This is a genomic window from Serratia sp. NCCP-200 (assembly GCF_059697885.1).
Genome location: NZ_BAAKUJ010000004.1, coordinates 233,219 through 253,543 on the forward strand (window position 1 = coordinate 233,219; position 20,325 = coordinate 253,543).

A 20,325-nucleotide genomic window follows, 5' to 3' on the forward strand; every position below is an offset into this window, starting at 1 on the left:
TACAAAGCAGCATCCATTGAAGTAAAATTCCGCACCATTTTGAAAAGGCTGGCGCTTGGCCAGCAGCAAACCGAATTCTATTGAGGTGAGAGGCACATGCCGGTAATTAAAGTACGTGAAAACGAGCCATTTGACGTTGCACTGCGTCGTTTCAAGCGTTCCTGCGAAAAAGCGGGTGTTTTGGCTGAAGTTCGTCGTCGTGAGTTCTATGAAAAACCGACTACCGAACGTAAACGCGCTAAAGCTTCTGCAGTAAAACGCCACGCGAAGAAACTGGCTCGCGAAAACGCACGCCGCACTCGTCTGTATTAATCCTTCGGGGGTAACCCCACCGCGTGATTTTTTTCTTTTTCAAGAACACGCAGACCGAGTAGTTGCATACGAAGGCCGTGCTTTCCGAAAGGAATGCGCGGCTTGTTCTCGTTTATAGGCAATCGTAACAGGGGCTTATGGCTGGACGAATTCCGCGTGTATTTATCAATGACTTGCTGGCTCGCACCGACATCGTCGATCTGATCGACGCCCGGGTAAAGCTTAAAAAGCAGGGCAAGAACTATCACGCGTGCTGTCCGTTCCACCACGAAAAAACGCCTTCATTCACCGTTAATGGCGACAAACAGTTTTATCACTGTTTTGGTTGTGGAGCGCACGGTAACGCCGTCGACTTCCTGATGAATTACGACAGACTCGAGTTTGTCGAAACCATCGAGGAACTGGCCACCATGCACGGGCTGGAAGTGCCTTACGAGGCAGGCACCGGACCGACGCCAATCGAACGCCATCAGCGTCAAAGCCTATATCAACTGATGGAACAGCTCAGCGCGTTCTATCAACAGTCACTGCATCAATCCAACGGGACGCAGGCGCGCAACTACCTGCAACAGCGCGGATTGAGTGACGACGTTATCCGCCATTTTGCCATCGGCTTTGCACCTGCCGGTTGGGATAATGCGTTAAAACGTTTCGGGCGTGATACCGACAGCCGGGCAGCACTGAACGATGCCGGAATGTTGGTGACTAACGATCAAGGGCGCACTTACGATCGCTTCCGCGAGCGTGTGATGTTCCCCATCCGCGACAAACGCGGGCGGGTAATCGCTTTTGGTGGACGCGTACTGGGCGACGGTATGCCCAAGTACCTGAACTCGCCGGAAACCGAAGTATTCCACAAGGGCCGTCAGTTGTACGGCCTGTATGAAGCACAGCAGAGCCACGCCAACCCGCAACGTTTGCTGGTGGTCGAAGGCTATATGGACGTGGTGGCGTTAGCGCAATATGGCATTGATTATGCCGTTGCCTCACTCGGAACCTCGACAACGGCTGAACATATTCAGCTGCTGTTCCGCGCTACCGATAACGTTGTCTGCTGTTACGACGGCGACAGGGCTGGCCGTGAAGCCGCCTGGCGCGCGTTAGAAACCGCACTGCCCTATCTGAACGATGGGCGCCAGTTACGGTTTATGTTTTTGCCAGACGGTGAAGACCCGGACACCTTGGTCCGTAAAGAAGGCAAAGACGCCTTCGAACAGCGAATGGAGCTGGCGCAGCCGCTTTCCACTTTCCTGTTCGAAACGTTGATGCCACAGGTCGACCTGAGCAGCCCGGATGGCCGTGCCAAACTGAGTACCTTGGCGCTACCGTTGATCACTCAGGTGCCGGGCGAGACATTACGTCTCTACCTGCGCCAACAGCTAGGCAGCAAACTGGGCCTGCTGGACGATAGCCAGCTCGATAAGCTGATGCCCAAACAGGCGGAAAATGCGAATACTTATCAGGCGCCCCAGCTAAAACGCACAACCATGCGTATACTGATAGGATTACTGGTGCAAAATCCGCGTTTGGCTACACTTATCCCTTCTCTGGAAGGGCTCGAGCAGACTAAACAGGCGGGTTTACCGCTATTTGTTGAACTGGTGCAGACCTGTTTAGCGCAGCCGGGCCTGACTACCGGCCAGTTGCTGGAGCTGTACCGAGATAACAAATTGAGCCCGCAGCTTGAAACCTTGGCGACATGGAACCATATGATCGTTGAGGAACAAGTTGAACAACACTTTTTAGATACTCTGACGAATCTCTACGACTCGGTACTGGAAAAACGTCAGGAAGATTTGATCGCACGTGACAGAACGCATGGCCTGAATGCAGACGAACGCAAGGAACTCTGGTCATTACAACTGGCATTGGCGAAGAAAGACTGAATACCAAACGGCTTAAGTGCCGATAAATGCGAGGGCAGAGCCCTGCAATATGCCGCCACAGTGGGCCGCGGCAACAACAAAAACGCCCCAAATGCTATTGTTGGCGGTTTCGCCGACCGACACCAACCCAAATACTCTGAAGTGTGGATACCGTCTTATGGAGCAAAACCCGCAGTCACAGCTTAAACTTCTTGTCCAACGCGGTAAGGAGCAAGGCTATCTGACCTATGCTGAGGTCAATGACCATCTGCCGGAAGATATCGTCGACTCCGATCAGATCGAAGACATCATCCAGATGATTAACGACATGGGCATCCAGGTGATGGAAGAAGCACCGGACGCCGATGACCTGCTGCTGGCTGAAAATACCAACAGCACAGACGAAGATGCGGAAGAAGCTGCCGCTCAGGTGCTGTCCAGCGTAGAATCTGAAATCGGGCGTACCACTGACCCAGTGCGCATGTACATGCGTGAAATGGGTACCGTTGAATTGCTGACGCGTGAAGGCGAAATCGACATCGCCAAGCGTATCGAAGACGGCATCAACCAGGTGCAGTGCTCGGTTGCTGAGTACCCTGAAGCCATCACCTATCTGCTGGAGCAGTACGATCGTGTCGAGGCTGGCGAAGCACGCCTGTCCGATCTGATCACCGGCTTCGTCGATCCTAACGCGGAAGAAGACATCGCCCCTACCGCTACTCACATCGGTTCTGAATTAACCACCGAAGAGCAGGACGACGACGACAAAGACGAAGATGAAGAAGACGAAGCCGAAGACGACAACAGCATCGATCCAGAACTGGCGCGCCAGAAGTTTACCGATCTGCGCGATCAGTACGAAGCTACTCGTCTGGTTATCAAAAAGAACGGCCGCAGCCACGCCAGCGCAGCAGAAGAGATCCTGAAGCTGTCTGAAGTGTTCAAGCAGTTCCGCCTGGTGCCAAAACAGTTCGACTTCCTGGTCAACAGCATGCGTACCATGATGGATCGCGTTCGTACGCAAGAACGTATCATCATGAAACTGTGCGTTGAGCAGTGCAAAATGCCGAAGAAAAACTTCGTCACCCTGTTCGCCGGCAACGAAACCAGCGACACCTGGTTCGCAGCGGCACTGGCAATGGGTAAACCATGGTCAGAGAAGCTGAAAGACGTTAATGAAGATGTTCAGCGCAGCCTGCAAAAACTGCGTCAGATCGAAGAAGAAACCGGCCTGACCATCGAGCAGGTGAAAGACATCAACCGTCGTATGTCGATCGGTGAAGCGAAAGCCCGCCGCGCGAAGAAAGAAATGGTTGAAGCCAACTTGCGTCTGGTTATCTCGATCGCTAAAAAATACACCAACCGTGGCCTGCAGTTCCTGGATCTGATCCAGGAAGGCAACATCGGCTTGATGAAAGCGGTAGACAAGTTTGAATACCGTCGTGGCTACAAGTTCTCAACTTACGCCACCTGGTGGATCCGTCAGGCTATCACCCGCTCTATCGCCGACCAGGCACGTACCATCCGTATTCCGGTGCATATGATTGAGACTATCAACAAGCTCAACCGTATTTCGCGCCAGATGCTGCAAGAGATGGGCCGTGAGCCAACGCCGGAAGAGCTGGCCGAGCGTATGCTGATGCCAGAAGACAAAATCCGTAAGGTACTGAAGATCGCCAAAGAGCCGATCTCCATGGAAACGCCGATTGGTGATGATGAAGATTCACATCTAGGCGATTTCATCGAGGATACTACCCTCGAGCTACCACTGGATTCTGCCACTTCTGAAAGCCTGCGTTCTGCCACGCACGACGTCCTGGCTGGCCTGACCGCACGTGAAGCGAAGGTGCTGCGTATGCGTTTCGGTATCGATATGAACACTGACCACACGCTGGAAGAAGTGGGCAAACAGTTCGACGTTACCCGTGAGCGTATTCGTCAGATCGAAGCCAAAGCGTTGCGTAAACTGCGCCACCCAAGCCGTTCAGAAGTGCTGCGTAGCTTCCTGGATGACTAAGGTTTAACAACCTCGTAAGAACCCCGGCTCGCCGGGGTTTTTTTATGCCTTATTTTAACGCCAGGAATAGCTCGCGGTAACTCTCGGTAAGCTGCTCCAGCGTGGCACGATTCAATCCACTGGGATTAGGCAATACCCACACCTCCGTTTTACCTAGCATCATCTCCTGACGCCCCCAAGCGGCATTTCGCACGCCAAACGCACTGCTGAACGCCTGTTTCCCCAGAATTGCCAAAGCTCGCGGTTGGTAACGCAGAATTTTTTCTTTGAGCACCTCACCGCCACCGCGCAGTTCATCACGTGAAAGTTCGCTGGCCGCCACCGTTGGCCGCGCGACCAGAGCGGTGATCCCACAACCGTTATCTTGCAGCTGTAGCCACTGTTCCGGTGCCAGCTGGCGATCGGTGAAGCCCGCCTGATGGATCACCTTCCAGAAACGGTTACTGCCATTGGCAAAAGGATAGCCCTGATGGGCAGAGGAAAGGCCAGGATTGATGCCGCAGAACACCACCTGCAGGTTTGGCGCCAAGAGTTCCATGAGTATCACCAGTCCGTTAAAAGGAATTAACCGCGGTTATCGCAAAATCTGCCTGCAATTACAACAGGCTAGAACTGTGCATAAAAACATCATATGGTTTTATGGGTGTAGACCTGCATCCCATGATTACCGTATAATCACGCCGCCTGGCCCCTTAGCTCAGTTGGTTAGAGCAGGCGACTCATAATCGCTTGGTCACTGGTTCAAGTCCAGTAGGGGCCACCAAATAAAACAAGGACTTACGCTAATAACGTGGGTCCTTATTTTTTTCAGGATACCGCAACGAAGTATAAGCGAGTTTTACCGGGGGGATTGGTCATTAAAGAAACAAAAAATTGCATGCTCAGACGTGCCATTATGGGCATACCTTTTAATCTTCATGATGTTCCTGATGCTGTAACGGTCCAGAATGTGCAGACCAGATGGCCGCTATTAGCCGATGTGGGGCTTACTCCGAGGAAAATACTCGAACTGGCTAACAGTGATGATGAATCTATTCTTCCCGATAGCCTAATGAGAGAAATTATGGATTCTTTAAACTGGTATAACGAATACCACTCGTAATGTGTGATTGATAGATGGAACGCTCCCACATTGATAGTGAAAGCGCCTAGAGTACTTAACCCATTTGCTAACGGTTAACTCAAACTAGTGCCCGGAGTTCTTCTTGCATGTACGAAGAAAAGTATTCAGGATTTTTAATAACAACACGACCACCAGACTGAATTTTATCAGCCCACCCGGCCACTTTTTTCGTGAACCCGGTATCCCACCCCTCTTTAATACCTCGTGCAGTGACATCGGCTGCACTAGCCGGCACACCTAATTCTCTCAAATACTTAAGTATTCCCTTAGCGGTACTTTCATCCATGGGATGCGGTGTGGGTACTGATGTGTTCATACCGCCAATGAAGTCCAGTGCTTTATCTATTACTGTTGACATACTCTTATCCTTAAAATTAACCACGTAATAAACAAGTTTATAATATGAACCCAAACAAGCCGTAATGTCATAGGGATCATTAACTTTCTTTCATTTTTCGCGCGGTCAAACAATTGAGGGAGGATTACTTGTTGTCGTCGGTATAGATCCCTTCAGAGATGACATCTACCAACTGAATCAACCACCAAAGGGCAACACATTCAGCATCACCCCTTGTTTTCTATCCCACCTGCCCGCCCTATTGCGGCTTCTGCTGAACCTCTTTCCACAACTTCAGCGCCAGCAACACCAATCCCCCCGCCCCCACAACCAGCAGCAGCCAGAGTAAGCCTTTCTTCCACATGCTGGCCTCTTCTGCGGCATCCACTGCGCTCAAGCGTTCGGTGCCGCCCAGGGTCACTTGGGATTGCAATCCAGCTTCTGGCAACGCATCGGCATCTATCGTTTTACGCAGCTCTGCCGGGATCAGGCTATCTAAAGGGATCGCCTGAGGCTGGGCGGCTTTATTTCCCCACGCCAGCAGGAATGGCGTGGTTCCCTGGGCATTGAATATCAAGGTTTGACTATCGCGCTGTGCCGAGACTTCTGGCAGTGAATCGCCCCATTGCTGGTTGATGCCTTTCAAGCGGATACCCTGCACCAGCAAGCCGTTCAGCGGGATTGCCTCAGCGGTGCGGCCATTCACCGAGAACACCACCTGCTTGGTCAGAGGGTGCCAACTGTCATTAGCTGCGCTGCGGTAATCGATCTCAAGTGGCAGTACCGTATTGCTCTGCGTCGGCCGAATGCTGATATTGTTCAAGGGCTGTGGATTCGGCCAGCTATATTCCGCCTCACTGGCCGAAATGGCTTTTTGGTTGAAGCTCAGGCCGATCCTTTGCTGTTCGATGTGTCTGGACGCCGCAATCCCCTGCACTGACTGGATCTTCAAATCAGGGGCCGTTTTGGCATCGTTGAACACCAATAGCAGATAACGAGGTCTGGCATAGTCATCAAGATCGATGGTATCCAACAGCAACCGATCGCTGCCAGAGACCAGATCCATCAAGGGCACATCCTCAGCGCTGCTCGACCAGTCTTTTAAATCGCGGCTAGAGAACAGGCTAACGCGGGTCTGCCAATTCTCGGGCAGACGCTCCCAGGCCAGTTTTAACTGGGTCAGACGGGGATAGTTGCCCTCATGCTGCGGGATCTCCAGCAGATAGGTGTTCCCCATTGGCTGGTCGCTATCCACAGGCAAGGTAACTTCAACACCACCTGCGGATTTTAACGAAATCACCTGTTGTTCCTGATTAGTGACCCTTTTACCCTTCATCGGGAACAGGCGCAGAGGGAAAGTCTGGCTATTGTCCTGAGTAGTGACGTTCGCGGCCAATGCAAAGGGGACGGCCTGCCCCTGATTGTTGAACACCCGCACATCGCGCAGATCCGGCCAAACGCTCTCGGTATACACTGCCTCAGGCAGTTCAATACGGAAAAATGGCGCGCTGCCTTCAGTGGTTAGCGAGATGCCATAGGCGAAATCTTGCGGTTTTTCAGCCACCGGCTCCGCATTGGCCGCCCCGGCCAGACAAAGCGACCCCAGCAGCAACCAGTTATTCAGTTTTACTTTCATACATTCCCTCGTTCGCTTGCCACATTGGGTTCCTTACCGCGCACCGCTTTGGGTGGCAATGGGGAAAAATATCCCACGATCAACACCAGTATCGCCACGCCGATAAACGAGATGGCACGAGCCAATCCCCCACCCCGGGCGCTATCAACCAGCATCAGCTTAACAATGACGATACCGAGCAACGCCGCACCGCCAAACCAGAACTCACGCTGCCCACGGCGAGTTGACAACACCATGACGATCAGCGCTATCAGCATCCACAGCAAAGCGAAGGTGGTCTGCACCAGGCGGGAGCCCCAGAGCGTATCAACCCGCCAGGCAATATCGGCGTAATAGGCCAGCGCACGCAGGACCACCCCATTGCCCCACCAGAACAGCATCGCGAGGGTAAACAGCGGTAGCGCCTGTTTCAGCAATGCAGCAAACTGCGGGTATTCCCGCCGGACAAACAGCCCCAGAGTCACCAGTGCCAAGAGTGCAAAACCAGCCCCCTCTTCCAACGGGTTCAACAGTGGTAAATAACGCCAGCCTATACTGACCCCATCGAACACGTTGCCTACCAGCAACAGCAGCAAAGCCAACGCCGCCAATGGGGCCAAGGCAATCGCACCATACAGCTGACGATGTTCGGCAAACGGCCAGCATCCTTTGCGCAGCGCACCATGTGTAGCCAAGATGATCAGGGAGAGGAAGCCCATTTGCAGGCCCAATTGCCATTCATCCATGCCCCACGGCAAGCGCATCGTGCGCCAAAAGACTTCATAACCCAGCGCAAACACCACCATCCAGAACAGCGACAGGTGTAATCCTTGCTGCAGGCGCAGTAACGGCAGGGAGCCCGCTTCGCGCTTCAGCAGCCAGTACGCCACCGGCAAGGCCAGTAACCAGACCAGATTCGGCCAGCCGAAGGACAATAAAGAATCAAAGTCGACCAATTGGAACAACAGCATGGCCAACATACCCGGCCACAGTAGCCAAATGCTATAACCTAGTTCGAGCCAGGCCAGCCTTTGTGCCACCCAACGCCACAGCACTACGGATAGCGTCAACAAGGCCAACGCCAGGAAAGCCCCGTAGCCATAATCAAGCGGCAATCGCCCGGCAAAACCGAGCAGGCAAACCAGCCAGAGCAGGATGCCGCCAGCCAGGAAGGAGCGGCTGACAACCAGCCTGAATGCAGCCTCGCTCTCCAGATCGCGCCAGAGGAATGCCACCGCGAGCCAAGTTAATGCCAGTACGGCGAACACCAGCGTGAAGGAGAGCGTCGTCATGCCAGCGCCAAGAGCCACCAGGGCGGAAGCCAAGGCCAGCACCAGCAGGCCAGAACCGCTGAGGCTCATGCGGATTTGCTTTTGCTCACGACCAAGCCACAGAATGCCGAGCCCTTCCAACGCCCAAGCCATGGATGTCCACTCAGCAGACAGTGCCAATGGGATAGCCAGCGTAGTGAACACCCCACCCAGTGCCAAACCGGAAACCGCCAACATTCGGCCCAGGGATGGGTAGCGCTTCAATGCGGCCCAGGCCAGTAACAGGTAAGCCAAACCGAAGCCCAGCGCCGAGAACGCCGGGCCAAACTCCCACTGGCGAACGATCAGATACTGCATGCCGAAACCGATTAACGGTGGGCCAAACAGCAGCGCGCCATCGATAATCTTCTCGCCAGGCAACTGTGCACGTAGAGTCAACGCCAGGCATAGCACGCCAAAAATCACGATATTGGCAATCAGGAACAGCTGGCAGCCCAGGTAGTATTCCGGCAGGTAGTTGTTTACTCCCCACAGCCCAGCGACGCTAAAGGAAAAAACAAAGCCCAGCAGGTTAAGTGGCCGCCATGGCTGCCAGACGCTGATCGCCAGAATGCCCAGCGAGAGCAGCAGATAATAGGAGAATAGCGCGATATAACTGCCGCCACCGGTGGACAACAGCAAAGGTGAAAGATAGCCGCCAATGCTGGCAAGCATCGCCAGGCTGAGGGCACGCTGCAATACGGCCAAGCCCACGCTGGCGGCGCAGATCACCAGCATCAGGCCAAATGCCAGCATATGGGGCAACAGTTGATAAAGCCGGAAGGCACCAAATACGGTGATATAGAGCGCGCCAACCGCGCCCCCTTGCAGGATCAGGGCATACATCGTCTGTTTAACACGCAGACGCCAGCCAAACCACAGTAAAACGCCGCTAGCCACCGCCGCGCCCATTAACCTGAACTCAATAGGCAGCATGTCACGTTCAACGGTGTATTTCATCAGGTAGGCCAAACCGAAGAACAGCAGCAAGACACCCAGCTTCGCCAGCGGATTGCCTTGCATAAACCAGCCCACCAGCCCGCTGAGCAGGTCGTTTTTCGGTTGCTGTGGTTTATCAATGGCAGGTTTATCAGCAATAGGTGGGCGAGGAATGGTTGTTACTGGTGCGGCTGGTTTTGGAGCTGTGGGCTCCCATGGTGATATAACCGGAGGAGTAACGGGCATGTCAGCGGCGGGTTTAACGGCTGACTGTTGTGCCGCGTGCGCAGCAAAGTCATGCGTTGTCTTCGCAGCCACAGTTTGCGCCTGGAGAGCTGGCGTTGGCGTTGGCCGTGATCTCCCGGTTTCCTCGAAGCGGAGATCGTCCACCTGTTTTTGCAACTGGGTGATGGTCAGCGTCAGTTGGGCAATTTCCCGCTGGTTGCGGTTGCCACGGCCGAGCGATACCACCACTGAAATGGGTAATACCACCAGGCACAGGAACAACGCCAAGCCAGCGATAAATATCAATCCATCCATGGTGCACCTTTAGATCATTTATCGTGGCATCAGTCTTACACCAAAACATAACCGCCGACAATGGATTGATACTGCCAACCCGGCTCAGTCCAATAAAATACCGTTAGCTTGGCGACTGTTCTTCGGCTGATTCCGGCTGGTTTTTTCTGAGCCGTGGATATTTCCATAGCCAGCGCCCGCTGACCATTCGCCAGTAGAAGAAGACCCCGCGAACGGCCCAGTCCAAGAACATCCCCAGCCAGACACCCACCACGCCCATGCCCAGCACGATGCCCAGGATATAACCGGCGACCACCCGGCAGCCCCACATGCCCAACATCGTCACCCACATGGCAAATCGGACATCACGCGCGCCCTTCAACCCGGCGGGTAACACCCAGGACGCGGCCCAGATCGGCATAAACGCGGCATTGAGCCAAATCAGGATTTTGACTACCTCTTTAACATCGTCTTCCTGGGTATAAAATGAGGCAAACAGCCCGGCAAAGGGAGCGGTTCCCCAGGCAATCACCGTCAGGCCAATCGTTGCCAGCCAAAAGACATGCTTCATCTGCCGTTCGGCCTGAGCAATTTGCCCTTTCCCCAGACGCCTGCCGACGATAATGGTCGAAGCCGATCCCAAGGCATTCCCCGGCAGGTTAATCAGGGCCGCGATAGAGAAAGCGATAAAGTTACCGGCGATGACGTTAGTCCCCATCCCGGCGACAAACATTTGTGTCAGCAGTTTGCCAGCGTTGAACAGTACCGATTCGATACTGGCGGGAATACCAATCCCCAGCACCTCACGCAGGATGCTGCTGTTGAGTGGCGTAAAATAGCTTTTGAGCGTAATACGCAGCGCCGGATTAAAACCCACCGCCAGAACAGCAATAATGGCGATCGCGCCAATATAGCGGGCAATAGTCAGCCCCAGCCCCGCGCCAACAAAACCCAGGCCTTGCCAGCTAAATACCCCATAAATCAGCGTACTGCTGATGAGGATGTTGAGGATATTCATGCCGCCATTGATCAGCAGCGGGATCTTGGTGTTGCCCGCCCCACGCAGAGCACCGCTACCAATCAGGGCGATGGCGGCTGCCGGATAGCTCCAGACGGTGGTTTGCAGATAAGAGAGCGCCAGCGCTTTGACTTCGGGCGTGGCTTCACCAGCGATCACGTTAATGATCTGTTGCCCGGCCAAATGGATCCCAACCGCCAGCAGCACCGCCAGCACGGTCATTAATACCAGCGACTGGCGTGCCGCCGCCCGCGCTCGTTTACGATCGCGAGTACCAAGGCTAAAGGCCACCACCACCGTGGTACCCAGATCCACCGCCGCGAAAAAGGCCATGATGACCATGTTGAAACTGTCTGCCAGGCCAACACCCGCCATCGACTCTTTGCCGAGCCAGCTCACCAGGAAGGTGCTGAGCACCCCCATCAGCAGTACGCAGGTGTTCTCTAGAAAGATCGGTACTGCCAGTGGCGTGATCTCGCGCCAAAAAAGCACCCGATAGCTTTTTCGCTTGGCATACCAATGCGTCTTGGCAACGTGCTGGGGCAGTAGCCCGTGTAAGTTCAAGGTTGGCCTGTAGCAAGGAAGTGAAACGTCGTTTCAAATGATGGTTTATCAACGCTTACTCTGCAAGCGTTTTCTTTCCCAATATACCCACACAAAGGCAATAAAGTATTCATCCGCCCGAGAGCCAAAATCGACATCCCATCATTCCCTTCCCCATCCACCTCGGGTACTATCGCCATAGACTGTATAAAAAAACAGGTAACCCTATGCAACCCTTACTACTGCAATCCGCCAAGATTTCCCGTGATCAATTCCGTGGTGAGATCATCACCAACGGCAAGTTTCTGAACTGTGATTTCTCCGGCACCGATCTGACCGATACCCAGTTTATCGGCTGCGTTTTCTATGACGAAGAGACCCAACTCGGCTGCAACTTCAGCCGCGCGGTGTTGAAAGATGCCAGCTTTAAAAGCTGCGATCTCTCGCTGGCCGATTTCAGAAATGCCCAGGCCCTCGGCCTGGAGATCCGCGAATGCAAGGCACAGGGGGCCGATTTTCGTGGCGCCAGCTTCATGAACATGATTTCTCAGCGCAGCTATTTTTGCAGCGCCTTTATCATCAAAAGCAATCTGAGCTACAGCAATTTCTCCAAGGTGGTGCTGGAGAAATGCGAGCTGTGGGAAAACCGCTGGAGTGGCGCTAACGTGCTGGGTGCCAGCTTTATTGGCTCCGATCTGTCCGGCGGGGAGTTCAACCAGTTTGACTGGCGGGCCGCCACCTTCAACCACTGCAATCTGACCGGCGCAGAGCTGGGGGAGATGGATATCCGCCAGGTTGATCTGGAGGGGGTACAGCTGGATAGTCAGCAGGTCGTTGGGCTAATCGATCGGCTGGGGATAATCCTGGTCAGTGATGATTGACGAATAGGTCATTTAATGGCACTTTTAAAGGTGCTAATATCGATATTCCAAACAGGAGATCACCATGGCCTTTCAAATTTTAACCACTATCGCTGCCAGCATCACCGACCTGAAAAAGAATCCTATGGGAACCGTTGCAGACGGAGAAGGTGAAGCGGTTGCCATCCTGAATCGTAACGAACCGGCTTTCTACTGCGTGCCCCCTGAGCTGTATGCATACTATCGGGAGCTTGCCGAAGATGCAGAATTAAACCGTATTGCAGATGAACGCATGGAAGATGCGGAGTTTGTGAGCGTAAATCTTAATGACTTATAAGCTCAAATTTGAAAAGCGCGCACTGAAGGAATGGGAAAAGCTGGGCTATCCCGTTCGGGAACAACTGAAAAAGAAGCTGGCCGAGCGTTTAGAAAACCCGCATGTGCCCGCATCCCGCCTAAGTGGCCGCCCGAACCGTTACAAAATCAAACTGCGCTCATCAGGCTATCGGTTGGTTTATGAAGTACGTGATAATGAAATTGTTCTATTGGTGATCGCCGTTGGAAAACGGGCTGGGGAGGAAGTCTATTTTGCTGCCGATAAGCGATAGAATTAATCACTGAGTATCCCCTTCACAAATCAACAAAACCGGCTTGAAAGCTAATTAAGGTATTACTCGGCCTAATCCGCCATTACGATTAATCATCGGCCATCGCCTTGATTTTATTGCGCCGTTCGCCAATGATTCCAAATACCTTTCCCATCCCCAAGGATCCGTATGAACCCATCGGCCACTGTTCTCTACACTGATAGCAACTTTTTCAGCCCCTATGCCATGTCGGCCTTTGTGGCGCTCACGGAGAAAGGCATGCCGTTTACCGTCAAGCCGGTAGATCTCTCACTGGGAGAACAGCAAAGCCAGGCCTACGGCAGCCTGTCGTTAACGCTGCGGGTGCCGACGTTGGTGATGGGCAGCTTCCAGCTTTCCGAGTCTTCCGCCATTGAGGAATATTTGGAAGAACTCCACCCAGCCCACCCGCTCTACCCGCGTGACATCAAACAGCGCGCCAAAGCCCGTGAGATCCAGGCATGGTTACGTAGCGATCTGTTACCGCTGCGGGCCGAACGCCCAACCGAGGTGATTTTCAGCGCGGTCAAATTTGCCCCATTGAGTGCAGATGCCCAACGGGCAGCCAACAAACTGCTGACTGCGGCGGAAAAGTTACTGAGCCACGGCCAGGATCATCTGTTCCAGGAATGGTGCATCGCCGATACCGATCTGGCCCTGATGCTCAACCGGCTGGTGATGCATGGCGATCAGGTACCGGAACCGCTGCGCGACTATGCACAAAAACAGTGGCAGCGCCCATCGGTGCAGGCGTGGTTGGCATTACCAGAGAAAATGCGGAGCTAAAAAAACCGGCGGCCACGACGCCGCCGTTCTCAACGGTGAGAAACATCACTTCTTGCTCGGAGGAAGCGCTCCCCTGTGTAGGCCACCGGGGAGCGTTCAAGTCTTGAGGGTTAACAGCTCACGTCAATGCACAGATATTTCAGTTCCAGATACTCTTCAATACCGTAGCGAGAGCCTTCGCGCCCCAGCCCAGACTGTTTGATACCGCCGAAAGGCGCTACCTCGTTGGAGATCAAACCGGTATTGATGCCCACCATGCCGTATTCCAACGCCTCTGGCACCCGCCATTGACGAGCGGCGTTTTGCGTAAACAGGTAAGCGGCCAGGCCAAATTCGGTATCGTTGGCCATCGCGATAGCTTCCGCTTCGTCATGGAAACGGAACAGCGGCGCAACCGGGCCAAAGGTTTCTTCTTTGGCAAAGCGCATCTGCTGGGTCACACCGGTAACCACCGTCGGCTGGAAGAAAGTACGGCCCAACGCATGCGGCTGCCCGCCGGTGGCGATCTGCGCCCCTTTGATCAGCGCATCATCAATGTGGCTCTGCACTTTCTCTATCGCAGCCTCATCGATCAGCGGCCCCTGCGTCGTCCCTTCTTGTGTGCCATCACCGACTTTCAGTTGCTCAACCGCGGCCACCAGCTTATCCACCAGGCGATCGTAGATGCCGTCCTGCACGTAAATACGGTTGGCGCAAACGCAGGTCTGCCCGCTGTTGCGGAACTTGGAGGCCATAATACCGGCAACGGCCGCGTCCAGATTGGCGTCGTCAAACACGATCACCGGAGCGTTGCCGCCCAGTTCCAGCGAAAGCTTTTTAATGGTTGGCGCACATTGGGCCATCAGGATGCGCCCAACCTCGGTCGAGCCGGTAAAACTCAGCTTGCGTACTACCGGGCTGTCACACAGCACTTTACCCACCTGTGCGGCTTCGCCGGTTACCACCTGCAATACGCCTGCGGGAATACCGGCATCCTGCGCCAGTTTGGCCAGTGCCAATGCGGTCAGCGGCGTTTGCTCAGCCGGTTTGACGATCATGGTGCAGCCTGCGGCCAGCGCAGGAGCCGCCTTACGGGTGATCATCGCTGCCGGGAAGTTCCACGGCGTGATCGCCGCACAGACGCCGATCGGCTGTTTCACCACCACCAGACGTTGCGAAGCCTGTGGGGTCTGTAATACGGCACCGTCGACACGCTTGGCCTCTTCGGCAAACCAGGTAATAAACGAGGCGGCATAGGCCACTTCACCACGCGCTTCCGCCAACGATTTACCCTGCTCAGCGGTCATCAGTTGTGCCAGATCTTCCTGAGCCGCCATGATTTTATCGGCCCAGGCCAGCAGCAATACGGAACGCTGCTTGGCGGTCTGTTGCTTCCAGCCGATTTGTGCCTGCTGTGCGGCGTTAATTGCCTGCTGGGTTTCCTCTGCGCTCACCAGAGGCACCGTTGTCAGCTCCACACCGTTGGCCGGGTTAATCACGGCTTCACGTTTGCCGCTGCGGGCATCGCACCACTCGCCGTTAATCAGGCATTGGCTACGCAGCAGATCGGGGTTTTGCAGTTTCATGGATATTGCTCCTTATTGGGCCAGCGCACGGGAAAGGATTGCCAGCGCCTGGTTAAACTGGGCATCAGGAATAGTCAGCGGGTACAGGAAACGGATCACGTTACCGTTCACCCCACAGCTGAGTAACAACAGTCCTTCTTCCTGGGCCTTTTGCTGTACCTGACGGGTAAACTCCGGCGACGGTTTACCGGTTGCCGGGTCGTTGAACTCTACTGCCACCATGGAACCCAGCGCGCGAATATCCACAATCGCCGGGCAGTGGCTACGTGCCTGTTGCAGCACTTCCACCAAATGTTGCCCCAAACGTTGGGAGCGTTGGCACAGCTGTTCTTCTTCAATCACGTCCAATACCGCCAGCGCGGCAGCAACGGCTAATGGGTTACCGGCGTAGGTACCGCCAAGACCGCCGGGAGCCGGGGCATCCATCACTTCAGCACGGCCCGCCACGGCAGACAGCGGCATACCGCCAGCCAGGCTCTTCGCCATGGTGATCAGGTCCGGTTTCACCGCATAGTGGTCCATTGCAAACAGCTTGCCGGTACGGGCAAAGCCGGTTTGCACCTCATCGGCGATCAGCAGGATACCGTGTTGGTCACACAGCGTACGCAGCGCCTGCATGAATTCTGCCGGAGCCACGTTAAAGCCCCCTTCACCCTGCACCGGCTCCAGCACTATCGCGGCAACCTGCTTGGGATCGATATCGGCCTTAAAGATGCGCTCCAGGCTGTTCATGGCATCTTCGGTGCTGACGCCATATAACGCATTCGGATACTGACCGTGGAACACGGAGCCAGGGAACGGGCCAAAGCCCAGCTTGTAAGGGGCCACTTTACCCGTCAGCGCCATGGTCATATAGGTACGGCCATGGAATCCGCCGCCGAAGGTGATCAGGCCTGGACGCCCGGTGTATGCGCGGGCGATCTTCACCGCGTTCTCTACCGCTTCAGCACCGGTGGTGAAGAAGGCGGTTTTACAGGTGCCTTCGATTGGAGCACATTGATTGATGCGTTCTGCCAGCGAAATATAGCTCTCATAAGGCACGATCTGGTATGCCGTATGGGTAAACGCCTGCAGTTGCTTTTCAATGGCGGCGATCACCTTGGGATGACGGTGGCCGGTATTGAGCACCGCAATGCCTGAGGCAAAGTCGATCACCTCATTGCCTTCTACATCCCACAGGGTGGCATTTTCTGCACGCTCGGCGTAAAAACCACACATCACGCCAATCCCTCTTGGGGTAGCGGCCAGACGACGTTGATTCAGTTCTGCGTTTTTCATGCTGTTCTCTCCGGGCGGGACCAGTTATCGGTTTTGTTCACAAACGTGAAACATTGCGTTTATTTACACCTGATGTGGCCCTATAATCGAGTGCCAGTTACGATTAATTGAGGGATCCAATTGCGCTCATTGAGTGGTGACCTGCTGCTGCAACGCCTCGGCGAGCAGCCCGATGATAAACTGCACAAGCGGTTATACAATGCCATTCGTACCAGTATTCTGGACGGCAGCCTACCTCCTTCCAGCCGCCTGCTGGCGTCACGCGATCTGGCACAAGAGCTGGGTCTCTCACGTAATACGGTTTTAACCGTTTATGAACAATTGCTGGCGGAAGGATATGTGTTTTCGCGCCAGGGAAGTGGAACCTTCGTCGCAGAAACGGTACCCGACAGCTGTTTATCCACCGCCAGCCAGCCGATTGGCGGTGACGGCGAGCCACGGCGTGCCGAGCTGTCACAGCGTGGTATCACGCTACTGCAACACGCCAGCGCCAGCCCGAAACAGTGGGGAGCCTTTATCCCCGGCGTCCCCGACGTGAATGCATTCCCGCATCACATCTTCAGCAAACTCCAGGCACGCATCAGCCGCCGCCCAACCTCACAGCGTTTGACTTACAGCAACCAGGGCGGAAGCCCGGAACTGCGGCATGCGCTGGTGGATTATCTACGGGTGTCACGTTCGGTGCGCTGTTCACCAGAACAGATCCTGATCACCGAAGGCATTCATCAGGCGATCGATCTGGTCACTCGCATGCTGTGTAATCCAGGAGATGACGCCTGGATCGAGGAACCCGGCTATTGGGGGATCCGCAATATCCTGCGTATGAACGGCGTCAATATCTGCCCGTCGGCGGTGGATGAGGCCGGGATGGTGCCACCAGAACAACCGGCGGCCTTGCCACGGCTGATTTTTGTCACTCCTTCGCATCAATACCCGTTGGGCTCGGTGATGAGTCTGGCTCGTCGGCAACGGCTGCTGGCTTTGGCCCGTGCGGCTGGCGGCTGGATCGTGGAAGATGATTATGACAGCGAATTCCGCTTCTCCGGCCAACCGATCCCGGCCTTGCAGGGGTTGGAAGCCGATGCGCCGGTGATCTACATCGGTACCTTCAGCAAAACGCTCTATCCGGCCTTGCGGCTGGGTTATGTGGTGCTCCCCAAGCCATTGATGGACGAGTTAAAAACGGCTCACGCCGAGCTTTATCGTGGTGGCCATTTGATCATTCAGGCGGCGCTGGCGCAGTTTATTCAGGAAGGCCACTATACGGCACATATCCGCCGCATGCGGTTGCTTTATGCCAAGCGGCGTGGGTTCCTTACCGCGTTGATTGAACAGCATCTGGGTAAGCAGGCGTTGAGCGAGTTCAACAGCAACGCTGGGCTGCACCTGGTGCTCAACCTGCCAAATGATACCGACGATGTCGCCATCGCTGCGGCAGCCAATGAACGTGGAGTGCTGGTAAGAGCGTTGTCACGATATTACATGCTACCAAATGCGCGACGCGGGCTGCTAATGGGCTTTGCCTGCGTGCCCGAAGAGCAGATGGCGGCGGCGTTTGACGTATTGTTGGAGTGTATAGGTTCCCCTCACCCTAACCCTCTCCCACAGGGAGAGGGAACCGATCGAGTGGGCTGAAAGTATCGTGATCCTTCATGAGCACCGGCTGATTCGCCTTGGTTGAAGGGACGTTCGCGTTTGCTGAGATTGCCTATTTACTGCCAAAAGAGCTGAGACTAACAGCCCCCTCCATTTTGGGAACCGATCGAGTTACTGCCAAAAGAGCAGGGACTAACAACTCCCTCCCCTTTGGGAACCGATCGAGTTACTGCCAAAAGAGCAAGGACTAACAGCTCCCTCCCCTTTGGGAACCCATCGAGTTACTGCCAAAAGAGCAAGGACTAACAACTCCCTCCCCTTTGGGAACCGATCGAGTTACTGCCAAAAGAGCAAGGACTAACAGCTCCCTCCCCTTTGGGAACCGATCGAGTTACTGCCAAAAGAGCAGGGACTAACAGCTCCCTCTCCCTGTGGGAGAGGGTTGGGGTGAGGGGCATCAATCCAGCAGGTGGTTGATATCATCCTGGGTGGATGGGGGATCCTGACGCATCCCCTTGGTCAGCCATAGCAGATAAATAAAGCCGGCAAACAGCCAGGTGAAGCCCACTTTCAGCGCTTCGGGATCCAGGTTGACCCACAGCCACACCGACATACCGAAGCCAATCAGCGGCAGCAGGCCGTATTTGAACATCGCGTTCAGCCCACGGCGTTTTTGGTTAATCAGGAAGTGTTTGATCACGCTGAGGTTAACGAAGGTAAATGCCCCCAGTGCGCCAAAGCTGATCATCGACACTACCATGCTCAAATCCATCCACAGCGCCAACAGCGAGATAATGGCAACAAACACGATCGCGCGCCACGGAGTGCGGAAACGAGGGTGCAGATGGTAGAACACTTTGCGCGGCAACACGCCTTCACGCCCCATGGCGTAGAAAATACGTGAGACGCCGGTTTGTGCAGACATGGAGGAGGCATACACCCCAGTTAGGTAAGTGGCCATAAAGAAGTTGTACATCCACTTGCCGCCCACGTGCTCCGAAATAATCAGGCTGGCGGTGTCCTGATGCGGGATCAGCGATTGCCAGTCAGGATAGGCCAGATGCGCGGCGTAGGAGACGGCAACAAAGATGCCACCGGCACAGATCACGGTGATCAGGATCGCGCGCGGCAGAGTACGTTTGGCGTCGGCGGCCTCTTCGGCCATGGTGGCAATAGCGTCAAAGCCCAGGAAGGCCAGGCAGAGCACCGCCGCCCCAGCGATCAGACCTGAGAAGTCACCGGCATCCACCAGCAGCGGCTTCATCAATGACGCCGGGCTGAGATCGGCCTCGCTAAATGCCAGCACGATAAACAGCACGATAAACACCATCTGCAAGGCAATCAGCGTGAAGTTCACCGAGCTAAGCAGGCGCACGCCCAGAATATTCAGCGCGCTGACGCTGGCAATGGAGCCAAGAATAAACACGTAAGCGGGGATCGACGGAAATGCCTCGTGCAAGAAGATACCTAAAACCAGATAGTTAAGCATCGGCAGGAACAGATAATCGAGGATCTGCGCCCAACCTACCAGGAAACCGGTTTTACCACCAAAACTGCGCTGTACGTAGGAATAGGCCGAACCTGCCAACGGCATGGCGTTGGTCATCCGGCAATAGCTCAGGGCGGTAAACAGGATGGTCACGATGGTAACCAGATAAGCGATGGGTAAGTGGCCCTGGCTTAACACGGTAACCTGACCGTAGGTGGTAAACACGCCCAGTGGCACCATATAGGCAAGGCCAAACGCAACCAGGGCGGGGGTTTTAAGAACTCGTTGCAACCGAATGTTTTGCGGCATTACCGTATCATCTCCTGGCGCAGCTCAGCGCTATTCAGGGCCAATCCCAATAGGCTATTTGATTCGCTGCGGTAAAAACAAGGGGACGGATTCTGGCACAAGTTAGGCTGCCGGGGAAGCTAACAATCCGCTTTCAGCCAACTAGGCGGCAATAGGTAAACAACAGGATGCTGGCTCGTTGATATATTGTTTCTGCGGGAAGGGGGCAAACCCTGCCC

Annotated in this window: 16 protein-coding genes and 1 tRNA gene; 9 read left to right on the forward strand and 8 right to left on the reverse strand. The window is 54.7% G+C overall.

Going from position 1 to position 20,325, the window contains the following annotated elements:
- The first annotated feature begins 96 nt into the window (after positions 1-96).
- The 3 genes from rpsU (at position 97) to rpoD (ending at position 4,194) form a co-directional block, all read left to right on the forward strand.
- Positions 97-312, forward strand: a complete 216-nt coding sequence (rpsU, locus tag AC6HVW_RS15500; RefSeq protein WP_001144069.1) for a 30S ribosomal protein S21 — start codon at positions 97-99, stop codon at positions 310-312.
- A 137-nt stretch (positions 313-449) separates the two neighbouring features.
- Complete coding sequence (gene dnaG, locus AC6HVW_RS15505; protein WP_059201884.1) at positions 450-2,198, forward strand: DNA primase; 1,749 nt, start codon at positions 450-452, stop codon at positions 2,196-2,198.
- Between the two features lie 157 nt (positions 2,199-2,355).
- Positions 2,356-4,194 (forward strand): RNA polymerase sigma factor RpoD, encoded by a 1,839-nt coding sequence (rpoD, locus tag AC6HVW_RS15510; RefSeq protein ID WP_021179483.1) that lies wholly within the window; start codon positions 2,356-2,358, stop codon positions 4,192-4,194.
- Positions 4,195-4,243: 49 nt separating this feature from the next.
- Here rpoD and mug read toward each other — a convergent pair whose 3' ends face one another.
- A complete protein-coding gene (gene mug, locus AC6HVW_RS15515; RefSeq protein WP_074031204.1) occupies positions 4,244-4,732 on the reverse strand; it encodes a G/U mismatch-specific DNA glycosylase in 489 nt (162 codons plus the stop codon).
- Between the two features lie 148 nt (positions 4,733-4,880).
- Between mug and AC6HVW_RS15520 the strand changes: the two genes are divergently transcribed.
- A tRNA-Ile gene (locus tag AC6HVW_RS15520) sits at positions 4,881-4,957 on the forward strand.
- Between the two features lie 418 nt (positions 4,958-5,375).
- Here AC6HVW_RS15520 and AC6HVW_RS15525 read toward each other — a convergent pair.
- From AC6HVW_RS15525 to AC6HVW_RS15540, 4 genes are all read right to left on the reverse strand, one after another.
- Positions 5,376-5,675, reverse strand: a complete 300-nt coding sequence (locus AC6HVW_RS15525; RefSeq protein ID WP_217497037.1) for a DUF1889 family protein — start codon at positions 5,673-5,675, stop codon at positions 5,376-5,378.
- 238 nt (positions 5,676-5,913) lie between these two features.
- Positions 5,914-7,290, reverse strand: a complete 1,377-nt coding sequence (locus AC6HVW_RS15530) for a DUF3999 family protein (RefSeq protein WP_071682597.1) — start codon at positions 7,288-7,290, stop codon at positions 5,914-5,916.
- Entirely contained in the window at positions 7,287-10,058 is a 2,772-nt protein-coding gene (locus AC6HVW_RS15535; protein WP_497569537.1) for a DUF2339 domain-containing protein, read from the reverse strand. Before AC6HVW_RS15535 ends, AC6HVW_RS15530 begins: the two co-directional genes overlap by 4 nt.
- A 103-nt stretch (positions 10,059-10,161) precedes the next feature.
- The gene (locus AC6HVW_RS15540; RefSeq protein WP_497569538.1) at positions 10,162-11,619 is read right to left on the reverse strand and encodes an EmmdR/YeeO family multidrug/toxin efflux MATE transporter; all 1,458 of its coding nucleotides are present in this window, start codon (positions 11,617-11,619) and stop codon (positions 10,162-10,164) included.
- Positions 11,620-11,825: 206 nt separating this feature from the next.
- Between AC6HVW_RS15540 and AC6HVW_RS15545 the strand changes: the two genes are divergently transcribed.
- The 4 genes from AC6HVW_RS15545 (at position 11,826) to yfcF (ending at position 13,870) form a co-directional block, all read left to right on the forward strand.
- Entirely contained in the window at positions 11,826-12,479 is a 654-nt protein-coding gene (locus AC6HVW_RS15545; protein WP_071682600.1) for a Qnr family pentapeptide repeat protein, read from the forward strand.
- 64 nt (positions 12,480-12,543) lie between these two features.
- Positions 12,544-12,795 carry a type II toxin-antitoxin system Phd/YefM family antitoxin gene (locus AC6HVW_RS15550; protein WP_071682601.1) on the forward strand — a complete coding sequence of 84 codons (252 nt, stop codon included), beginning with the start codon at positions 12,544-12,546 and terminating at the stop codon, positions 12,793-12,795.
- On the forward strand, positions 12,785-13,066 hold the full coding sequence (locus AC6HVW_RS15555) for a type II toxin-antitoxin system RelE family toxin (RefSeq protein ID WP_021806920.1): 282 nt from the start codon (positions 12,785-12,787) through the stop codon (positions 13,064-13,066). The genes AC6HVW_RS15550 and AC6HVW_RS15555 overlap by 11 nt, the downstream gene beginning before the upstream one ends.
- Before the next feature lie 168 nt (positions 13,067-13,234).
- Entirely contained in the window at positions 13,235-13,870 is a 636-nt protein-coding gene (gene yfcF / locus AC6HVW_RS15560; RefSeq protein WP_071682602.1) for a glutathione transferase, read from the forward strand.
- Between the two features lie 110 nt (positions 13,871-13,980).
- Here the strand turns inward: yfcF and AC6HVW_RS15565 are convergent, their stop codons facing one another.
- Both AC6HVW_RS15565 and AC6HVW_RS15570 read right to left on the reverse strand, forming a co-directional pair.
- Positions 13,981-15,435 (reverse strand): NAD-dependent succinate-semialdehyde dehydrogenase, encoded by a 1,455-nt coding sequence (locus tag AC6HVW_RS15565; protein ID WP_071682603.1) that lies wholly within the window; start codon positions 15,433-15,435, stop codon positions 13,981-13,983.
- Positions 15,436-15,447: 12 nt separating this feature from the next.
- A complete protein-coding gene (locus AC6HVW_RS15570) occupies positions 15,448-16,713 on the reverse strand; it encodes a 4-aminobutyrate--2-oxoglutarate transaminase (protein WP_071682604.1) in 1,266 nt (421 codons plus the stop codon).
- Positions 16,714-16,833: 120 nt separating this feature from the next.
- Here AC6HVW_RS15570 and pdxR point away from each other — a divergent pair, with 120 nt between their 5' ends.
- Positions 16,834-18,348, forward strand: a complete 1,515-nt coding sequence (pdxR, locus tag AC6HVW_RS15575) for a MocR-like pyridoxine biosynthesis transcription factor PdxR (protein WP_071682605.1) — start codon at positions 16,834-16,836, stop codon at positions 18,346-18,348.
- A 418-nt stretch (positions 18,349-18,766) separates the two neighbouring features.
- On the opposite strand, the gene AC6HVW_RS15580 is transcribed toward pdxR, so the two are convergent.
- A complete protein-coding gene (locus AC6HVW_RS15580; RefSeq protein ID WP_021806924.1) occupies positions 18,767-20,107 on the reverse strand; it encodes an APC family permease in 1,341 nt (446 codons plus the stop codon).
- Positions 20,108-20,325: the final 218 nt, after the last annotated feature.

Coding starts and splice junctions, on each gene's coding strand:
- mug (WP_074031204.1), bottom strand. CDS start 4,732: ATGGAACTCTTGGCGCCAAACCTGCAGGTGGTGTTCTGCGGCATCAAT.
- AC6HVW_RS15580 (WP_021806924.1), bottom strand. CDS start 20,107: ATGCCGCAAAACATTCGGTTGCAACGAGTTCTTAAAACCCCCGCCCTG.
- AC6HVW_RS15570 (WP_071682604.1), bottom strand. CDS start 16,713: ATGAAAAACGCAGAACTGAATCAACGTCGTCTGGCCGCTACCCCAAGA.
- AC6HVW_RS15545 (WP_071682600.1), top strand. CDS start 11,826: ATGCAACCCTTACTACTGCAATCCGCCAAGATTTCCCGTGATCAATTC.
- rpsU (WP_001144069.1), top strand. CDS start 97: ATGCCGGTAATTAAAGTACGTGAAAACGAGCCATTTGACGTTGCACTG.
- yfcF (WP_071682602.1), top strand. CDS start 13,235: ATGAACCCATCGGCCACTGTTCTCTACACTGATAGCAACTTTTTCAGC.
- AC6HVW_RS15535 (WP_497569537.1), bottom strand. CDS start 10,058: ATGGATGGATTGATATTTATCGCTGGCTTGGCGTTGTTCCTGTGCCTG.
- dnaG (WP_059201884.1), top strand. CDS start 450: ATGGCTGGACGAATTCCGCGTGTATTTATCAATGACTTGCTGGCTCGC.
- AC6HVW_RS15550 (WP_071682601.1), top strand. CDS start 12,544: ATGGCCTTTCAAATTTTAACCACTATCGCTGCCAGCATCACCGACCTG.
- AC6HVW_RS15565 (WP_071682603.1), bottom strand. CDS start 15,435: ATGAAACTGCAAAACCCCGATCTGCTGCGTAGCCAATGCCTGATTAAC.
- rpoD (WP_021179483.1), top strand. CDS start 2,356: ATGGAGCAAAACCCGCAGTCACAGCTTAAACTTCTTGTCCAACGCGGT.
- AC6HVW_RS15525 (WP_217497037.1), bottom strand. CDS start 5,675: ATGTCAACAGTAATAGATAAAGCACTGGACTTCATTGGCGGTATGAAC.
- AC6HVW_RS15555 (WP_021806920.1), top strand. CDS start 12,785: ATGACTTATAAGCTCAAATTTGAAAAGCGCGCACTGAAGGAATGGGAA.
- AC6HVW_RS15530 (WP_071682597.1), bottom strand. CDS start 7,290: ATGAAAGTAAAACTGAATAACTGGTTGCTGCTGGGGTCGCTTTGTCTG.